The following is a 19,007-nucleotide window of genomic DNA, read 5'->3' on the forward strand; positions in this document are numbered from 1 at the left end:
AGGTTTGAATGGTGAAAAGATAGCCGTGTAGTAATAAAGTAGGGCATCTTGGTAGTTCGCTTCCTCGCTTTCTGGTACTTCAGATAATTTAATGCCATGTTTCGGGCTATAATGTGATCCGAATGAGTCACAAGTAAATAAAATATTATCTGTTTTTAAATAAGAGTACATTGAGTCTGGCCAATGTAAAAATGGAGCAGGGATGAAATCAAATGTTTTATTTCCCAGTGTGAAAGTTTTTAGACTTTCGGCTGTTAAATAGTTAAAATCCATATTGATTAAATCTTTTAAATAAGTAATGGCCGTTTTCGAACCGATAACTGTAATATTAGGAAGAAGTTTTACTAAACGTCCAATTGAACCAGCATGATCTGGTTCTGTATGATTGGTGATAATGTACTTAATATTTTCTAAGTCCCCAATTGTTTCTTTAATTTTTTCTAAATATGAATCAAAGAATTTTTCTTTTACTGTTTCAATTAGAATTGCTCCTTCAGTTGTGTTAACTAAATAAGAGTTATAAGTTGTTCCGTATTTTGTCTCCATGATGATATCAAAGACATCAAGATTTGGGTCAAGAATTCCTAACCAATGAACATCATTATTTAAGGCTACAGTCTGAATCATACATTACCCTCCAACAGTCAAATTTGAAATAAATTACGGAATTATTCCTATAAGTAGTATGAACTATATCTATATTTATATATTGTGATATTTTTAATTTATTTCTAATCTTACTTTAACAAAATTCAAAAAAGATGGTCAAGAATAGTGCATTCTAATTTTTTTTGAAATAAAAATTATACTTTTATGTGTAACAAAAACCTTATTTTACCATAATAATTTAAACGATTAATAAGGAGGAGTAGGATGCCAACTGTTACTGAATGGAGCCGATTATATCAAGCATCTATGGATTTTAAATGTTTTAGTCCATGGAATTTTATGACGGAGCATCAATTATTTGCGGTGCAAGATCCGGAAACTAATTTGACTGGATTTTGCTGTATTTTGGGCCAAAAAGGAAAACATTTAGCTTTGAATGTTTATTTAGGGATAGAAGGATTGAAAGGGTATTTACAGATGTTAGAATTAAGTGATGATGAGCTGTGGCACCCAAATTATTTTAAAACATTATGGGGACAAACTTGTTTAGTTTCTAGCTTTGAAGATAGAAGTCAGTTATCTGATAAAGATATTGAACAAATCAAAGCATTAGGTTTAAAATTTAAAGGTACTAAGGAATGGCCACAGTTTCGAGATTATAAAGCAGGATTTTTACCAGCTGAGCTTGAGGATGGATGGCAATGCCGTTTTTTAGCCACAGCACTTGAGCAAGCAACTCAGTTAGCTAACCTCATTCAGACGAATCAAATTAACGCAACTGGTGATCAAATTTTTATCCGTGTTCAAAATGAACAAGCTGAGTGGAATACGATTAAAGTTTCAATGAATTTATTTTTGGAACAAATTTCTGATTTGCAAATTACATATCATAATGAATTAGAAGCGTACCGTATTATGAAGTTACCACAGTATGATATGGTGTTTGAAGTCACTCAGTTTTTATTGCCTGACCCCGTTCAAACAAAACCTAGTGCCAGAGGATTTTTTCCAATGATTACAGCGATTTTAGATAAAGATTCAAAGCAATTAGTTCTAGCTGAGATGACGGATTCGAGTCGAGAAAGTTATGATGAAGTTTTATCAAAATTTGCAAGAACATTAAGTAGAGATTTAAAATTTAGACCTGCTTGTTTAGTCTCAGATCATCAAGAAGTTATTGATGTATTTGCTGACTTTTGTAAGAAAACTAAAATACCGATTTTGAAAGTAGATTATTTAGAAGCTGCTCATGAATTTATGGACGATTTAATTGATTCTACAGAAGATGAAAATTATGACTTTGATGAAGATTCTCTAAATCAAGTTGATGTCATGATGCAAACAATTCGAGAGATTTGTAAGACTATTTTAAATTCTGATTCACTATCTAGAGATATGTCAAAAGAAGTTCAAGCTCAATTTTCAAATATTGTGGAGTTGTTTCATATTGTTATGCTTGGAAATTTTAATGAATTTCCGGATTATTGGACAGCAGATCATGTAGAAACAGCATGTCGTGAAATTTTACCAAATATTTTATCTGAAGAGGAATTAAAATTGGTTCCTGAAATTTTATATCGTTATTTATTTATCGCAGGAGAGGCTAAAATTATGCCTAATAGCGAAACATTACAACAAAGAGTAAAGACAGTTTATAATTTATAAAAAGATGTATCTCTATATTCAAAATCAATGGAATAAAATAAAAAAAATAAAAACACTGAAATTCAGTGTTTTTATTTTTTTTATACTTGTTGTTTTTTATATGCGTGAATAAAGTTAAAGTAATATGGAATAGCAATGATAAATCCACCAACAATATTCCCGATAGTAGCAATGAATAAATTCCATCCAATACCACCAAACGTAATATCAGCACCTAAAACTTTTCCCATTCCTAAAACAAACATATTAGCAATACAGTGTTCTACACCCATTAAAGCAAAGACTGCAACAACGATAACATTTAATAAAACTTTTCCTGTTACATCTTTAGCTGCATAAGATACATATACACCACCGGCAATTAAGATATTACATAAAATTGCACGGAAGAAAACTTCTGATGTTGAAAGTGTATGAATTTTTACTTCAGCAATATGCATAATATTTTCTGCAACTGTTGGACTAACACCATTTGTAAATAAACGAGCCCCGTATAGTAATCCAATAGCACATAAAATACCTAATAGGTTACCGACCCAAACTAGTACTAAATTCTTAATATAAGCACTTACTTTAACTTCTTTTTTAAAGCATGCTTTAGCAATTAATGTATTTCCAGTAAATAAATCTGCTCCCGTTAATAAAATTAAAATTAAAGCAATTGGGAATAAGAATGAACCGACAACTTTACCTACATAAGGGTCTGACATTTGACCATAAACTAGTAAATAAACTGTATATCCTAAGCCGATAAATAATCCAGCTAGCATACCAGAAATTAAAACAACACTATTTTTTCTAGATACTTTGTATTTACTTACTTCAACGACTTCATTCGCAATTTCTTTTGCTGATAACATACGTGGTTGTTGCATATTGTGCCCTCCATAATATTTTTTGTTTTTAAAAGATATCAGATATAAAGTATTACTTTCCTATTTTACAAATTTAATTTCTCTTCGACAAGAAAAAAAATCTATTTTCTTTACTAATCACTCATTTTATTTACGTTTTCATATAATTCCTTACATAAAAATTTAGTTGATATATGAGGGTGAATATTTATTATATATTAACTAGTATTTTAATTTGTAAAAGAGTTATACACAGAAGGAATTTATTATATAAAAAAAGAGAAACACTTTTTTGTGCTTCTCTTTTAAAAAATATGATTTTATTTAAATTAACTTATCTAAAATAAAATTATTTTTTCGCTTGTGGTTTTTTGAAAATTAAGTATTGAACAATCGTCATGATTTGTCCAGTTAAGAAGTATAATCCAAATGCAAATGGTGTTCCAATTGTGATTGAGAACATTGCAAATGGGAAGTAGTAAGTCATAACTTTCATCATCATATTGCTTGTTTGGTTTTGTTGAGCGCTAGAGGCCATGTTCTTATTCATCATACGTTGAGAAAGAATCGTTAATCCAGCTACAATGAATGCCAAAATATAGTTAGGCATTGTTCCAGTTGCTCCTAAGTTAATTCCGAAGAATTCCGCTGCAGCCGCATCTTTAATTAATGGATGACGAGAAATTGCTTGGTAGAATGCTAAGAAGACTGGCATTTGTAAGAATGGTAAAATACATCCCATCATTGGGTTATAGTTGTATTTTTTGTAAAGATCCATCATCTCAGTTTGCATTTTTGCTTGAGAAGCTTGATCTTTTTTGTTTTCATATTTCTTTTGAATTTTTTGCATCTCCGGTTGGATTTCTTGCATCACAGCCATTGATTTATTTGATTTTGAGTATAATGGCATTAAGATTAAACGAATAATTGCAGTCGCCAGGATAATCGCAAATCCTAGGTTTTGGCTTAATATGTTATATAAAAATGTAATGAATGTTGCTAATGGTAATACGAAGACCTTGTCCCATAAACCAGATGCTGTTTCAGATGTAATTGGAACTTGCGAAATACTACATCCTGATAATAATCCAACAGCTAAAACCAATGTTAATGTTAGACCTAATTTCTTTTTCAAGTGAATACCTTCTTTCCCCTAGTAGTGTTTATTGATATATTGTTAAGTCAATTAATTATCAAAACCAAGTCAAAATCAACAATATTCTAAACTTTCCATAATTATATTAAATACTTACAATAATGAGTATTATAAGTGAATTTAAGGGCTAATTCAATAAAAATTGTGTAAAAAAACTTTTAAAAATGAAGGGTTATCATTATAAAAAATTCTTTTAATGAAAAAAACACATAAATTAGAAGCAATTTTATTTAGATATAAAATTATAATTATTAGAATTTTTAACGATTATTTTTCTTTTCATTATTATTTTGATTATAAATGATTACTCATATTCTTTATTTTAAAAAAATATCTTAAAAATTTTCTAATTTAGGGATAAGAATGAGATAGATTGCTTTTGATGAGAGTTGAGGATAGTTTTATGAAGGAATCCTAGATAGATGGTAGCTTAATGTTAGAAAAATCAAATGATAAGCGATACCATGAATTTTTCAAATCAGAGGTTATGGATTCTCATAGCAATTAGAATGAATGGAGATAGAAGGACAAATTATTTATTTGATAAATTCTAGTTGTAGGTAAAAGTGGTAATTTAAAAAGCTTAGAAAAATGAAATGGATTTTAGCGTTCATGATGGTTTGGTATTCATAAATTTTAACTGAAGATATAGTCGATTTTACTTTTAAAGTGTTTAATAGAAAAAATGACGGTCATATCTTTATGAGTTGGAAAATATTTTTTATTAAATTGAAACAAGAGATATTATTCGACGAGGTTAGCTATTCTTTAATGCTATAGTATTTAAAAAGATTGATTCGAAGACAGAATTTTTTAATCGGATATTTATTCAAATTGTTGCAAAGTTTTAGAAAGAGGGGAATTTTTTGAAAAAGAAGTTAAGTTTAGTTGTATCTTTAATCTTAGCGGTAGGATTGATGACGGGGTGTTCTATTTCAACTAAATCTATTACTCCTGAGACGGCATCCGGTCTATGGGATAAGGTCTTTGTATTACCATTAGCAACATTCATTACATTTTTATATAACTTATTAAATCAAAATTTGGGACTTGCGATTATTTTAGCTACCGCTATTGTTCGGTTAGTTTTAATGCCATTATATTTGAAGTCAAATAAGACTTCAGCTATTATGCAAGAGATTCAGCCAGAGATGCAACAGATTCAAAAGAAATATGAGAATAAAACAGATCAAGCATCTCAAGTAAAAATGCAAACTGAGATGATGGATCTTTATAAAAAATATAATTTTAATCCAATGATGGGATGTATTTTGCCATTTTTACAAATGCCAGTCTTTTTAGCATTCTACCAGGCAATTTCTCGTCATCCATTAATTAAAGATGCAGCTGCATCTGAATTTTTAGGGGTTAATTTAGGTGCCACAGTACAACTGGCTAACTGGATTTTGGCCCTTATTGTGGCGGGGATTTCAATTTATTCTCAGCGCTTGATGAATAAGAGTATGATGACTAATTCGTCTGCGCAACAAAATAAAACGAGTAATATGATGATGAAAGTAATGACTTATTATATGCCATTTGCCATGTTTTCGATTACAATAGCGACTCCATTTGCGTTTGGACTCTATTTTTTAACAGGGTCCGTGATGCAAATTATTCAATTCTTTATTGTAAAAAGATCAACTTCTAACCAATAAACAATACATATAAACTGAGTGTTTAAGTGACTTGAGCTAGTTGAAGTCACTTTTTGTTTTTTTTACCTCTGTAAAATTTAACATGATTCTTCGAGTAACGACATATTATTTACTAAGGATGATTAGTTTTAGTCGAGGAGAGGGTGAATTTAGATGGGAAATATCACGAATATTGAGCTACATCGTCTTTATGAAGCAGCCATTGCGTTTAGAGATTTAAAGCCCTGGACGTGGATGTATGCATCTCAGGTGTTTATTATTCATGACGATGAAAGGGATATTGATGGATTTTGTAGTATTATGGGAATGATGGGCGAACATTTCTCATTATCTGTGTATTTAGGTCCAAGTGGTTATCAATCATATCGATATTTGTATGATAAAGCAAGTTTAGCTTATATGGATCATGTCTTTATGAAAAGTGAAGTGAAACGTAATTGTTTAACAGTTAGTTTCGAAAATTCGGAAAACATGACAGATGTCGATGATGAACAAGCAATATTACTTGGATATGATTTTAAGGGAAAAAATCAGTTTCCACGCTTCAGATATCATCATCCAGGCGTTTACTCTTGGTATTTAACTGATGGATGGCAATGCCGTTTTTTAACGAAGGTGATAGAACAAGCTATAGTGGTGTCTAAGCTTTGTTTTCAAAAGGTGTTAAAGGTTCCTGAAATTTATGATGCAAAGTATTATATGCGTTATCCTACAGATGAAGGTTGGAAATCTAAGTTTGTGGATGCGAGTCTATACCGCAAAAGTATCTCAACTAAAAAAACAATTTTTCAAAATGATTTACTCGCCTATCGCTTAAAAAAATTGCCTCAGTTACTCGTCACATTAGAAGCCATTCAATTTTACTTACCAACTCCGGTTGTATCAGAAAACTCAAAGCAACCTTTCTATATGTTGGTGACAGCCTTTGTGGATTCTGAAGAAGGCCAATTGTTTTTCCTAGATATTCAGGAAACGGCAGCCCTTTATTTAACGGATACGATTAATGAGTTTGGAAAACAATTACTTGAACTTAAACTCAGACCATGCGAAATTGTCGCTGAAGATGAAGATACTTATGCATTACTTGAAGATTTTTGTCACCAAATTGATGTTAAGCTAACATTAAATCCACACGTTTTAAGAGCTCACGAATTTGCAGAATATATTTTTGAAGAGTTACAAACATCAGCAAATGAACCTAAAGCGATTGAAAGTGAAGAAATAACAGATGAAGAAAAATTAGTTAGTTTTGTAGAACAAATTACAGATACATTACAGACGCAACAAGCTTTAGATGACCTATCGCCTTCACAGCAACAACACTATAAAGTGATAACTCAGACGTTTGTTTTAGCTATGTATACTATTAAGGATCAAATTCCAAATGAATGGACATCCGATGCAGTAAAAGATATTTGTTTACATGTTCTTCCCGAACAATTAGATCTTAATTTATTACTGGATGCAGCTGCTGTTTTAAATCATTTTATCAGTGTTTTAGGAGAAGATGAAATCATTCCAAAATATCGTTCTTTGTTATTAGTTATTAACAATTGTTTATAATAATAAAACGACAGGTACTGTCGTTTTATTATTTTTCCAAAAATTACTGTTTGAGAAGGTTAAAGCATGTTACAATCATCGTAGTTTATCATTTGATTAGTAGGGAGCGAAAATAATGAACGTGAATGAGAAAATTAATTTATTAAGAAATATGATGAAAAATCATGGATTATCCGCGTATGTGATTCCGAGTTCTGATGCACATCTAAGTGAATATGTGGCGACACATTGGCAAGGTCGTGCGTATATGTCGGGATTTACAGGTTCTGCGGGGACACTTGTGATTACATTAGATGAGAGTGGACTTTTCACAGATGGACGTTACTTCATTCAAGCTGAAAATGAGTTAAAAGGAAGTGAGGTTAAGCTGTTTAAGATGGCACAACCGGGCGTTCCAACTATTAATGAGTATTTAGTTAGTGTGTTGAATGAAGGAGATACAGTAGGATTTGATGGGAAAGTATTATCTGTTGCGACTGTTAAAGAGATGAAAAAGGCGTTTGAAGCTAAACATCTTAAACTTAAAGTCGATGAAGATTTACTTGATTCTGTTTGGGAAAATCGTCCGGCAATTCCATCAACAGATGTATTTGTTCATGAAACTCAGTATACAGGATATAGTTGTCATGAAAAGTTGAGCATTGTACGCGAGGAAATGAAAAAAATATCGGCCAATGGTTATGTTTTAACAGCACTTGGAAGTATTGCTTGGTTATTTAATGTTCGAGGTGATGATATTTTATTCAATCCGCTTGTCGTTTCTTATGGCTTAGTACTTGAAAATGAAGCTTACTTATTTGTAGATAATCATCGTTTAAGTGAAGATGTTAAAACGTATCTAACTGAAAATGGTGTGACATTGAAAGATTACGCTCAAATTGATGAGGTGTTAAATCAATTAAGTGGTTCTATTTTATGTCCTGTTGATTCAATGAACTATTATTTATACGATATTTTAACGAAGAAACAAGAGGTAACAGTGATTGATGGACATGATATCGTTAATGAATTGAAAGCTGTTAAAAATAAAGTTGAGATTGAAAATACACATAATGCTCAAGTAAAAGATAGCGTAGCGTTAGTTGGTGCGGTTTGCGAGATTTATGAAAAGCTAGACTCAGAAGCGGGATTAACTGAATTCGATGTGCGTGAAATTTTAGAAGTTCATAGAAGCCGTCAACCATTAAATTATGGTTCAAGTTTTGGGGCTATTGTTGCTTACGGTGCAAATGCAGCTATGATGCATTATAATCCAACGAAAGAGAATTGTACGAAACTTGATAAAAAAGGATTCCTGCTTATTGATTCAGGAGGGCAATATCTTGATGGAACGACGGATATTACAAGAACTTTTGTGCTTGGTGAGTTGACTGATGAAGAAAAATTACATTACACACTTGTTTTAAAAGGACATATTAATCTGTGTAAAGCAGTCTTCCAAAAAGGATGTACAGGTGGAAATCTTGATATTTTAGCTCGTCAACCAATTTGGGAGTATGGATTAGACTATCGTTGTGGAACAGGTCATGGGGTTTCTTATTTCGGTGGGGTTCATGAAGGTCCACAAGGGTTTAGATTAACGCAAACTGTTCCATTAAAACCGGGAATGATGATTACGAATGAACCAGGAATTTATGAGGAGGGTCGTCACGGAATTCGTATTGAAAATACGTTATTAGTTGTAGAACGTAATGCAACAGAATATGGTGAGTTTTATGAATTTGAAACTATTTCATACTTCCCGATTGATACGAGAGCGGTTGATGTAACATTAATGACAGAATCAGAATTAGCATGGTTAAATCAGTATCATCAAAAAGTGTTAGACGTTTTATCACCTAATTTAGAAGGACGCGAATTAGAGTGGTTAGTCGAACAAACAAAACCTTTAACAAAATAAATGAGGAAAAGACTAATTTCTCGGGAAATTAGTCTTTTTTTTTAACTATAGTAGAAGGAGTAGATGGTTTTTATCGTTTTAGAGTGGGGCGTATTATTTAATAATTTATAATAAAAACAAAATTATCATTAAAATATTACCTATAATTATATAGTAGATGGATTAGTAAAAATTAGATAGTGAATAGTTGAGAATACTAAAAGATGAAATGTTATAATGAAAGACTAAAAGACAACTAAGAAAGTGCCGGTGAGTATGATGGAACAAGTTTTTGATCGTATCGTTGAATTTTTAGAAAGTGAGTTAGGCGTAGATTCGAGTGGACATAGTATTGATCATGCCCTTCGTGTTTCTAGAATCGCTAAACATATTTCTAAAAGAGAAGGAGGAAATGAACGTGTTATTTTAATTTCGGCATTAGTTCATGATGTGATTGATGCGAAATTATTTGAAGATGTTGTTGCTCAAAAAGCTAAGTTATTTTTGTTTTTACAAATGATTGGATGTACACAGTCTGAGTTAGAGCAAATTTTTTATATAATTGAAAATATTTCTTATAAAGGGGGGAATGGAGAAGCTGTTAAAACTTTAGAGGCCCAAATTGTTCAAGATGCTGATCGTTTAGATGCAATTGGAGCAATTGGGATCGGTCGTACGTTTATGTATGGTGGAGCAAAAGGTTCTAAAATGTTCGATGAAGATATTGAACCCGTAGATTTTTTAGATGAGGCTGCGTATCGTGCACATCAAGGAACAGTAATTAATCACTTTTATGAAAAATTATTTAAATTAAAGGATTTAATGAATACAGAGACGGCAAAAGAAATTGCCAACCATCGTCATCAAGTAATGGAGTCATTTGTTAAAGAATTTTTAAGTGAATGGTTTTTTGTATAAAAACGTTTTTCTGTCGAAACATGTATTTGTCGTTCAGGAGTTGTTGACATTTTAAAAGAATTCTCCTATAATAACCAAGAAAGCTTTAATTCGGTCCCGTGAGGCTGAGAAGAACACGTTAATAGATAATAGATATTTTATATCTTCCTTTAATGGAACTCGTGTATCCTCTTTTGGCCTACCTATAAGCTAAAAGGGGATTTTTTTGTATAATAAAAGGCTTCATCGAGCATCTGCTCGTTGAAGGTGGATTGAAGATTAAGCCAATTCTTATACAGAAAAAATAAAGCTAAAAAAGAAAAGAAGGGTGATTATTATGGAAAAGAAGTTAGTTTTAGATGTCCATGAAAAACCAAAAGCATTACACTGGATTGCATTAAGTATTCAACACGTTTTAGCCATGTTTGGATCAACAGTTTTGGTCCCAATTTTAACAGGATTACCAGTAAGTTTAGCTTTAATTTCATCAGGAATTGGAACTTTATTTTATATTTTTGTAACAAAAGGAAAATCACCAGTCTATTTAGGATCATCATTTGCGTATATTGCTCCAATTACAGCAGCTTTAGCATTAAGTGCAACAGGAGTAGCAGACGGAGCTAATTATGGGGCCGTGATGGGCGGATTAATGATGGTTGGGTTAGTTTATATGTTTATTGCGGTCATCATTAAATTTGTCGGAACTGATTGGTTAAATAAAATTTTACCACCAGTTGTTATCGGACCAACAATTATGGTTATCGGATTAAGTTTAGCAGGAACTGCGGTAAATATGGCATCAGAACATATCGTAGTTGCATTAATCACATTGCTAACAGCCGTTATCGTGTCAACTTATACAAAAGGATTATTACAACTACTCCCAATCTTTAGTGGAATTGTAGCAGGATATATTTCAGCGGTGTGCTTTAACTTAGTTGATTTCACACCAGTTGCACAGGCGAACCTATTCGAACTTCCAAGCTTTGCTTTTTTACATTCAAAGCCAGTCTTTAGCTTAGAAGTAGCAGCGATTATGATTCCGGTTGCAATTGTAACCATTACAGAGCATATCGGAGATCACTTAGTTCTTGGCACAATCGTTGGACGAGACTTAACAAAAAATCCTGGATTACATCGAACATTAATTGGGGATGGGGTTGCAACATTTATGGCTGGATTCATTGGCGGACCAGCAAATACAACATACGGTGAAAATACTGGAGTTATTGGTTTAACAAAAGTAGCTTCTGTTTGGGTTATCGGTGGGGCAGCAATTGTCGCTTTCACGCTAGGATTCATCGGAAAATTTACAGCATTAGTTCAAACAGTACCAAGCGCGGTTATGGGTGGAGTTAGTATCTTACTATTTGGAGTTATTGCTTCATCAGGTGCACGTGTCTTAATCAATAATCAAATCGACTTTGGAAAACAACGTAACTTGATTATCGGTGCGGTTATTTTAATCACAGGAATCGGTGGATTAACAATTAACATTGGACAAATCACTTTATCAGGAATGGCATTGGCTGCGATTATCGGTGTTATCTTACACTTAATCTTACCTGAAAAAGAAGCTTCTTACGGGCCAAGTTCTAGAACAACTGAATGTGAATTAGAAGTAGCAGAAGAATCTGTATCTTCTACTGTTGTGAAGGCAAAACCAACTGTGACTAATTAGTCTTTTATAAAAGAGTCAGCTTTTGTGCTGATTTTTTTATAACCAAATTTCAAGAAAAATATAGAAAATAAGGAAAAATATTGTAGAAAAAGGTGGTAAGAATGACTCAAGTGAAGCATTTAACACGATTATCTGATTTAACGATTGAAGAAATTATGACTATTTTAGAAACAGCAAATCAATATGCTGAAGGTGGGAATGTACCACAATTAACAGGCAAAGTAGTAGCAAATTTATTCTTTGAACCAAGTACAAGAACTCAGTATTCATTTGCGATGGCTGAACATAAAGTGGGGCTCCACACATTAGATTTTACGGCAGAAACTTCGAGCGTTCAAAAAGGAGAAACGCTTTATGACACAGTTAAAACATTTGAAGCCATCGGAGTAGATGGAGTTGTTATCCGTCACCCACAAAATAACTACTTTGATGAACTGATTCCAAATCTCAACATTCCAATATTCAATGGTGGAGATGGAAGTGGTAATCATCCGACGCAGTCATTACTTGATTTACTCACTATCCTTCAAGAGTATGGGGAATTTGAAGGATTAAAGATTGCAATTGTTGGAGATATTGCTCACTCACGCGTTGCACATACAAATATTGAAGTGATGAATCGATTAGGAATGGAAGTTCATGTGGTAGCACCGGAACAATTCCAGGAGGTTGGGTACCATTGGGAAACATTAGATGAAGTGATTGAGGAAATGGATATTATCATGCTACTTCGAGTTCAACACGAACGTCACGATAATGGGATGAGCTTAACAAAAGAAGAGTATCATCAGCAATATGGATTAACAGTAGAACGTGAAAAACGTATGAAAGATGGAGCGATTATTATGCATCCGGCACCATTTAACCGTGGAGTAGAGATTGCAAATGAAGTCGTCGAATGTGAACGAAGTCGAATCTTTAAACAGATGGAAAACGGAGTTTATGTTCGTATGTCAGTTTTAACTCATTTATTAGGATAAAAGTCATCGAGCGAATATGATTACAAATTTTGAGTAGGAAGTGATTGGGATGATACTTTTAAAAAATGGAAAACGTGTTAATGGACACGGTGAGTTCGAATCAGTTGAAATTTTAATCAACAAAGGGATGATAAAAAAAATAGCTGATCATATTGAGGAAACATCAGCAACCGTATATGACTTAAAAGGAAAATTAGTTGCACCTGGATTAATTGATGTACATGTTCATCTAAGAGAACCGGGATATGAAAGAAAAGAGACAATTGAAACAGGGACGGAAGCGGCAGCCCGTGGCGGATACACCACAATAGCAGCGATGGCTAATACCATCCCAGTCCCAGATACACTTGAAAATGTTTCATATATTGAAAATTTAATTAAACAAAGTGCAAAGGTACGTGTTTTACCTTACGGAGCGATTACGATTGGGGAGCGCGGTGAGGAAATCGTCGACGTTGAGGGATTATCAAATACAAGTATTTTAGGATTCTCAGATGATGGGAGAGGAATTCAAGAAGCTGGTGTAATGTATCAAGCTATGCAACGTGCGAAGGCAGTTAATAAACCAATCGTTGCTCACTGTGAGGATGATAGTTTATTATTTGGCGGTTATTTACACGAGGGAGAATATGCTAAGGCAAATGGACATCGTGGAATTTTATCAGTTAGTGAATCAGCACAAATTGCACGAGATATTATGTTAGCACAGGCGACAGGAGTTCATTATCATATCTGTCATATCAGTACAAAGGAAAGTGTTGAGTTAGTTCGTTTTGCAAAATCACAAGGTATTAATGTAACAGCTGAAGTTTCACCACATCACTTAATTTTATGTGATATGGATATTCAAAACGATGATCCAAACTTTAAAATGAATCCGCCACTACGCAGTGATGAAGATCGTGCGGCATGTATTGCAGGACTTCTCGATGGAACGATTGATGTCATTGCAACAGACCACGCACCACACCATGAAGATGAAAAAGCGTGGGGGCTTGAAACAGCGCCGTTTGGAATTGTTGGACTTGAAACAGCATTCCCGCTACTTTACACTCACTTCGTTAAGACGAATAAAATGAGTTTAAAACAATTACTTGACTGTATGAGTACTAAACCGGCTCAAATCTTTGACTTACCATATGGAACGTTGAATATAGGTGTAAGTGCAGATATTACAGTCATTGATTTAGATAAAGAGAGGGAGATTGATCCGAAAACATTTAAATCAAAAGGAAAAAATACACCATTTACTGGTTATAAAACAATGGGATGGCCAGTCATGACTTTAGTAGAAGGAAAAATTGTTTATATTGAGTCTGAGATGAACTAACAGGAGGGTTAAAAATGTATAATCGTAAGCTTGTATTAGAAGATGGAACAGTATTTTTAGGAACGGCATTTGGATGCACAGATTCAGTGATTGGAGAAGTCGTATTCAATACTGGAATGACAGGATATCAAGAAATTTTATCTGATCCATCATATTTTGGTCAGATGGTTACGATGACATATCCTCTTATTGGAAACTACGGAATTAATGATCATGACTTCGAATCATTCTCACCATCAGCATCTGCAATTATTGTAAAAGAATATTGTGAAGTGCCGTCTAACTGGCGTAAAACAAAAACATTAAGTCAATTTTTAGAAGCAAAGAAAGTTCCAGGACTTTGCAATGTTGATACGCGAGCATTAACTATCAAAATCCGAGAGCATGGGGCTATTCGCGGAATGATTGCTGACATTAACTTAAGTGATGAAGAAATTTTGGCCAAGTTAAAAGCAACACCTGTTTTAAATCGTCATGTTGAGCATGTTTCAACCAAAATGGTTTATACAGCACCAGGATCAGGGCACCGAGTTGTCTTAGTAGACTTCGGAGTAAAAAAAGGAATTGTGCGTGAATTAACAGCTAGAGGATGCGAAGTGGTTGTGGTTCCATTCGATACAACAGCTGAAGCAATTGAATTGTTAAATCCAGATGGAGTCGTATTAAGTAATGGTCCTGGAGACCCAAAAGATGTCGTTGAGGCCTTACCAATGATTCGCAAAATTCAAACGAAATACCCATTATTCGGAATCTGCTTAGGTCATCAATTATTTGCCTTAGCAAATGGAGCAGATACGAAGAAAATGAAGTTTGGACACCGTGGATGTAATCACCCAGTAAAAGATTTACTGACAAATAAAGTGCATATCACATCACAAAACCACGGATATGAGGTAGACCGTGATTCAGTTGAAGGGACAGATTTAGAGGTAACTCATGTTGCTTTAAATGATAATACTGTTGAAGGATTATCACATAAAACATATAAAGCATTCACAGTACAATACCATCCTGAAGCATCTCCAGGACCAGATGATGCAAGTTACTTATTTGATCGATTCATTTCAAATTTAAAATAATCCCTTTTTTGGATTAAGGATGAGAAGAATAATTTATTAGGAGGAATACACTATGCCAAAACGTACGGATATTAATCGCATTTTAGTTATTGGGTCAGGGCCAATTATTATCGGACAAGCAGCTGAGTTTGACTATGCGGGGACACAAGCTTGCCAATCTTTAAAAGAAGAAGGATATGAAGTGATTTTAGTTAACTCAAATCCTGCGACAATTATGACGGATACAGAAGTTGCCGATAAAGTTTATATGGAGCCTTTAACAAAAGAATTCCTAAGTAAAATTATTCGTAAAGAACGCCCAGATGCAGTGCTTCCATCGCTTGGAGGACAAACAGGGTTAAATTTAGTTGTTGAATTAGCTGAAGATGGAATTTTAAGAGAATGTAACGTTGAAATTTTAGGAACAGATTTATCAGCGATTAAAAAAGCAGAAGACCGCGATTTATTTCGTGAGTTAATGTTTGAATTAAAACAGCCGATTCCAGAATCAGAAATTGTTAATACAGTCGAAGAAGCCGTAGCTTTTGCTAATACAATCGGATATCCAATTATTGTTCGTCCTGCTTTTACACTTGGAGGAACAGGTGGGGGAATCGTTGCCGATGAAGCTGCACTACGTGTTACAGTTGAAAATGGATTAAATTTATCTCCAGTAACGCAATGTTTAATTGAAAAATCAATTGCAGGATATAAAGAGATTGAATATGAAGTTATGCGTGATGCAAATGATAATGCAATTGTGGTTTGTAATATGGAAAATTTTGATCCAGTTGGAATCCATACGGGAGATTCAATTGTCGTGGCGCCTTCTCAAACATTAGCAGATCGCGAATATCACATGTTACGCGAAGTGTCATTAACGATTATTCGCGCCTTAGGAATTGAAGGAGGATGTAATGTTCAGTTAGCTTTAGATCCTCATAGCTTCAATTATTATGTTATTGAGGTAAATCCACGTGTTTCTCGTTCCTCAGCACTAGCGTCAAAGGCAACAGGATATCCAATCGCTAAGATTGCAGCCAAAATTGCAGTGGGATTAACACTAGATGAAATTATCAATCCAGTAACTGGTGTTTCTTATGCTTGCTTTGAGCCTGCACTTGACTATGTGGTTGCAAAAATTCCACGTTGGCCATTCGATAAATTTAACTCAGCGAATCGTCGTTTAGGAACTCAGATGAAAGCGACTGGAGAGGTTATGGCGATTGGTCGTAACTTTGAAGAGGCATTATTAAAGGCAGTTCGTTCACTGGAGACAAAAGTGTATCATGTCGAATTGAAATCTTTAAAAGAAGAATCTGACGAAATTTTATGGAAACGTACGAAGGAAGCGGATGATGAGCGATTATTTGTCATCAGTGAATTAATTCGCCGTGGGGCTTCGATTAATGAGATTCATGAAGTGACGAAAATAGATTTATTCTTCTTAACAAAATTAAAAGGGATTATTGATTTTGAATCAGTGATTAAAGAAAATCCATGGAATTTAGCTATCTTAGGACAAGCTAAACGTATGGGATTTGCTGATATTACGATTGCAAAGTACTGGGGAAGTACAGAGCTTGAAGTTTATAACTTCCGTAAAGAAAAATCAATAATGCCAGTTTATAAAATGGTTGATACATGTAGTGCGGAATTTGAATCAAAAACACCTTACTACTATGGAACTTATGAAACATTCAATGAGTCTAAGCGCACAGATAAACCAAGTGTTGTCGTGTTAGGATCAGGACCAATTCGTATCGGACAAGGGGTAGAGTTCGATTACGCAACTGTTCACTGTGTTATGGCTATTCAACAAGCAGGTTACGAAGCGATTATTATTAATAACAATCCGGAGACAGTATCTACGGACTTCTCAATTTCAGATAAATTATACTTTGAACCCTTAACAATCGAAGATGTCATGCATGTGATTGATTTAGAACAACCAGAGGGAGTTATCGTTCAGTTCGGTGGGCAAACAGCGATTAACTTAGCTTCTAAATTACAAGAGCGTGGCATTAAAATTTTAGGAACATCTTTAGAAAATATCGATCGTGCAGAAGATCGCGATCAATTTGAAAAATTATTACGCGAATTAGAAGTGCCACAACCATTAGGTTCAACTTGTCAATCAGTTGAAGGTGCTTTAGAAATTGCAAACCGAATCGGGTATCCAGTTTTATTACGTCCTTCATATGTACTCGGTGGACGTGCGATGGAAATTATTGATAACGATGCAGAAATCGAGCGTTACATGAAAGAAGCTTTAAAAGAGAATGGAGAAAATCCAATCTTAATCGATCGTTATTTAACTGGGAAAGAGGTAGAAGTTGATGCTATTTCAGATGGTGAGAATGTGTATATTCCAGGTATTATGGAACACATTGAACGTGCAGGGGTTCACTCAGGAGACTCGATGGCAGTTTATCCACCACAAACATTATCAGATAAAGTTATGGAATTATTAGTCGATTATACAACGCGTATTGCACGCGGATTAAAAATTGTTGGATTGTTAAATATCCAGTTCGTTGTGACAAAAGAAGAAGAAGTTTATGTTCTTGAAGTAAACCCACGTTCTTCTCGTACGGTGCCATTTTTAAGTAAAATTACAAATGTACCAATGGCAAATATTGCGACAAAAGCAATCCTTGGAAAATCATTAGTAGAACAAGGGTATGAGACAGGATATCATCCACATTCTGAAGGTGTTTATGTAAAAGCTCCAGTGTTCTCATTCTCGAAATTACGTAAAGTAGATATCTCTTTAGGCCCAGAGATGAAGTCAACAGGAGAAGCAATCGGAAAAGATAAAACATTAGAGAAAGCTTTATACAAAGCATTAGTTGCAGCGGGAATGAAAATGCCAATGCATGGACGTATTCTATTCACAATCGGTAACAGAGATAAAGAAGAAGCCGTTGAATTAGCTCGTAATTTTACAGAAATCGGATACGAATTAATCTCCACAGCAGGAACTTGTAAAATGTTACATGAACACGGAATCTATGCGACACCAATCGGTAAGATTGGAGAAGAGGGACGCACTGTTTTAGATGTGATTCGTGGGCAAAAAGTTCAATTCGTTATCAATACATTCTCAACAAGTAAAAAAGATAAAATTACAGATGGATTCTTAATTCGTCGTGAAGCGGTAGAAAACAACATTCCATGTTTAACATCACTTGATACTGCTAAAGCCGTATACAAAGTATTAGAATCAATGAGCTTCGCCATTGATGCATCTAAATAGCTCTAATCGAACGTCAGGGAGATTTAGACTATGTTGTCCAGCACCATTTGTCCCCATGAAAGAGAAATAGGAGTCGGGCTAAATAGCTCTAATCGAGCGTCAGAGAGATTTAGACTATGTTGTCCAGCACCATTTGTCCCCATGAAAGAAAAATGGGAGTCGGGCTAAATAGCTCTAATCGAGCATCAGAGAGATTTAGACTATGTTGTCCAGCGCCATTTGTCCCCATGAAAGAGAAATAGGAGTCGGGCTAAATAGCTCTAATTGAACTTTAGATAAACTTCATTGTTTATAAAACCGACATCACAAGATGTCGGTTTCAATAAGCAAGATTTCAATAAATCTGTTATATATAGAAAACGATAAATCTTTCATATTTCAGTCAGTCTTGGATGCACGTATTTGAGACGGATATTAA

Annotated in this window: 13 protein-coding genes; 10 read left to right on the forward strand and 3 right to left on the reverse strand. The window is 34.0% G+C overall.

Features of this window, described 5'->3' with window-relative positions:
• Positions 1–627, reverse strand: a 627-nt coding sequence (locus QWC74_RS00340) for an FprA family A-type flavoprotein (RefSeq protein WP_288993777.1), incomplete at its 3' end; no start/stop codon positions are given.
• 246 nt (positions 628–873) lie between these two features.
• Between QWC74_RS00340 and QWC74_RS00345 the strand changes: the two genes are divergently transcribed.
• The gene (locus QWC74_RS00345; RefSeq protein WP_006785260.1) at positions 874–2,274 is read left to right on the forward strand and encodes a hypothetical protein; all 1,401 of its coding nucleotides are present in this window, start codon (positions 874–876) and stop codon (positions 2,272–2,274) included.
• Between the two features lie 80 nt (positions 2,275–2,354).
• On the opposite strand, the gene QWC74_RS00350 is transcribed toward QWC74_RS00345, so the two are convergent.
• On the reverse strand, positions 2,355–3,149 hold the full coding sequence (locus QWC74_RS00350) for a formate/nitrite transporter family protein (RefSeq protein WP_006785124.1): 795 nt from the start codon (positions 3,147–3,149) through the stop codon (positions 2,355–2,357).
• A 328-nt stretch (positions 3,150–3,477) separates the two neighbouring features.
• Complete coding sequence (locus QWC74_RS00355; protein ID WP_006785123.1) at positions 3,478–4,263, reverse strand: YidC/Oxa1 family membrane protein insertase; 786 nt, start codon at positions 4,261–4,263, stop codon at positions 3,478–3,480.
• An 887-nt stretch (positions 4,264–5,150) separates the two neighbouring features.
• Between QWC74_RS00355 and QWC74_RS00360 the strand changes: the two genes are divergently transcribed.
• From QWC74_RS00360 to carB, 9 genes are all read left to right on the forward strand, one after another.
• Positions 5,151–5,942: a YidC/Oxa1 family membrane protein insertase gene (locus QWC74_RS00360; RefSeq protein ID WP_006785122.1), complete on the forward strand. Its 792-nt coding sequence runs from the start codon at positions 5,151–5,153 to the stop codon at positions 5,940–5,942.
• A 153-nt stretch (positions 5,943–6,095) separates the two neighbouring features.
• Complete coding sequence (locus QWC74_RS00365; RefSeq protein WP_006785121.1) at positions 6,096–7,505, forward strand: hypothetical protein; 1,410 nt, start codon at positions 6,096–6,098, stop codon at positions 7,503–7,505.
• A 115-nt stretch (positions 7,506–7,620) separates the two neighbouring features.
• Positions 7,621–9,405: an aminopeptidase P family protein gene (locus QWC74_RS00370; RefSeq protein ID WP_006785120.1), complete on the forward strand. Its 1,785-nt coding sequence runs from the start codon at positions 7,621–7,623 to the stop codon at positions 9,403–9,405.
• Positions 9,406–9,663: 258 nt separating this feature from the next.
• The gene (locus tag QWC74_RS00375; protein ID WP_006785119.1) at positions 9,664–10,302 is read left to right on the forward strand and encodes an HD domain-containing protein; all 639 of its coding nucleotides are present in this window, start codon (positions 9,664–9,666) and stop codon (positions 10,300–10,302) included.
• 316 nt (positions 10,303–10,618) lie between these two features.
• Positions 10,619–11,962, forward strand: coding sequence for a solute carrier family 23 protein (locus tag QWC74_RS00380; protein ID WP_006785118.1), 1,344 nt, complete (start codon positions 10,619–10,621; stop codon positions 11,960–11,962).
• 101 nt (positions 11,963–12,063) lie between these two features.
• The gene (locus tag QWC74_RS00385) at positions 12,064–12,942 is read left to right on the forward strand and encodes an aspartate carbamoyltransferase catalytic subunit (protein WP_006785117.1); all 879 of its coding nucleotides are present in this window, start codon (positions 12,064–12,066) and stop codon (positions 12,940–12,942) included.
• 49 nt (positions 12,943–12,991) lie between these two features.
• Positions 12,992–14,272 carry a dihydroorotase gene (locus tag QWC74_RS00390; RefSeq protein ID WP_006785116.1) on the forward strand — a complete coding sequence of 427 codons (1,281 nt, stop codon included), beginning with the start codon at positions 12,992–12,994 and terminating at the stop codon, positions 14,270–14,272.
• Positions 14,273–14,286: 14 nt separating this feature from the next.
• Complete coding sequence (locus tag QWC74_RS00395) at positions 14,287–15,351, forward strand: carbamoyl phosphate synthase small subunit (RefSeq protein ID WP_006785115.1); 1,065 nt, start codon at positions 14,287–14,289, stop codon at positions 15,349–15,351.
• Between the two features lie 52 nt (positions 15,352–15,403).
• Positions 15,404–18,589: a carbamoyl-phosphate synthase large subunit gene (carB, locus tag QWC74_RS00400; protein WP_006785114.1), complete on the forward strand. Its 3,186-nt coding sequence runs from the start codon at positions 15,404–15,406 to the stop codon at positions 18,587–18,589.
• Positions 18,590–19,007: the final 418 nt, after the last annotated feature.

Origin of the sequence: uncultured Turicibacter sp. (assembly GCF_938044715.1) — a bacterium.
Classification (GTDB): domain Bacteria; phylum Bacillota_I; class Bacilli_A; order MOL361; family Turicibacteraceae; genus Turicibacter; species Turicibacter sanguinis.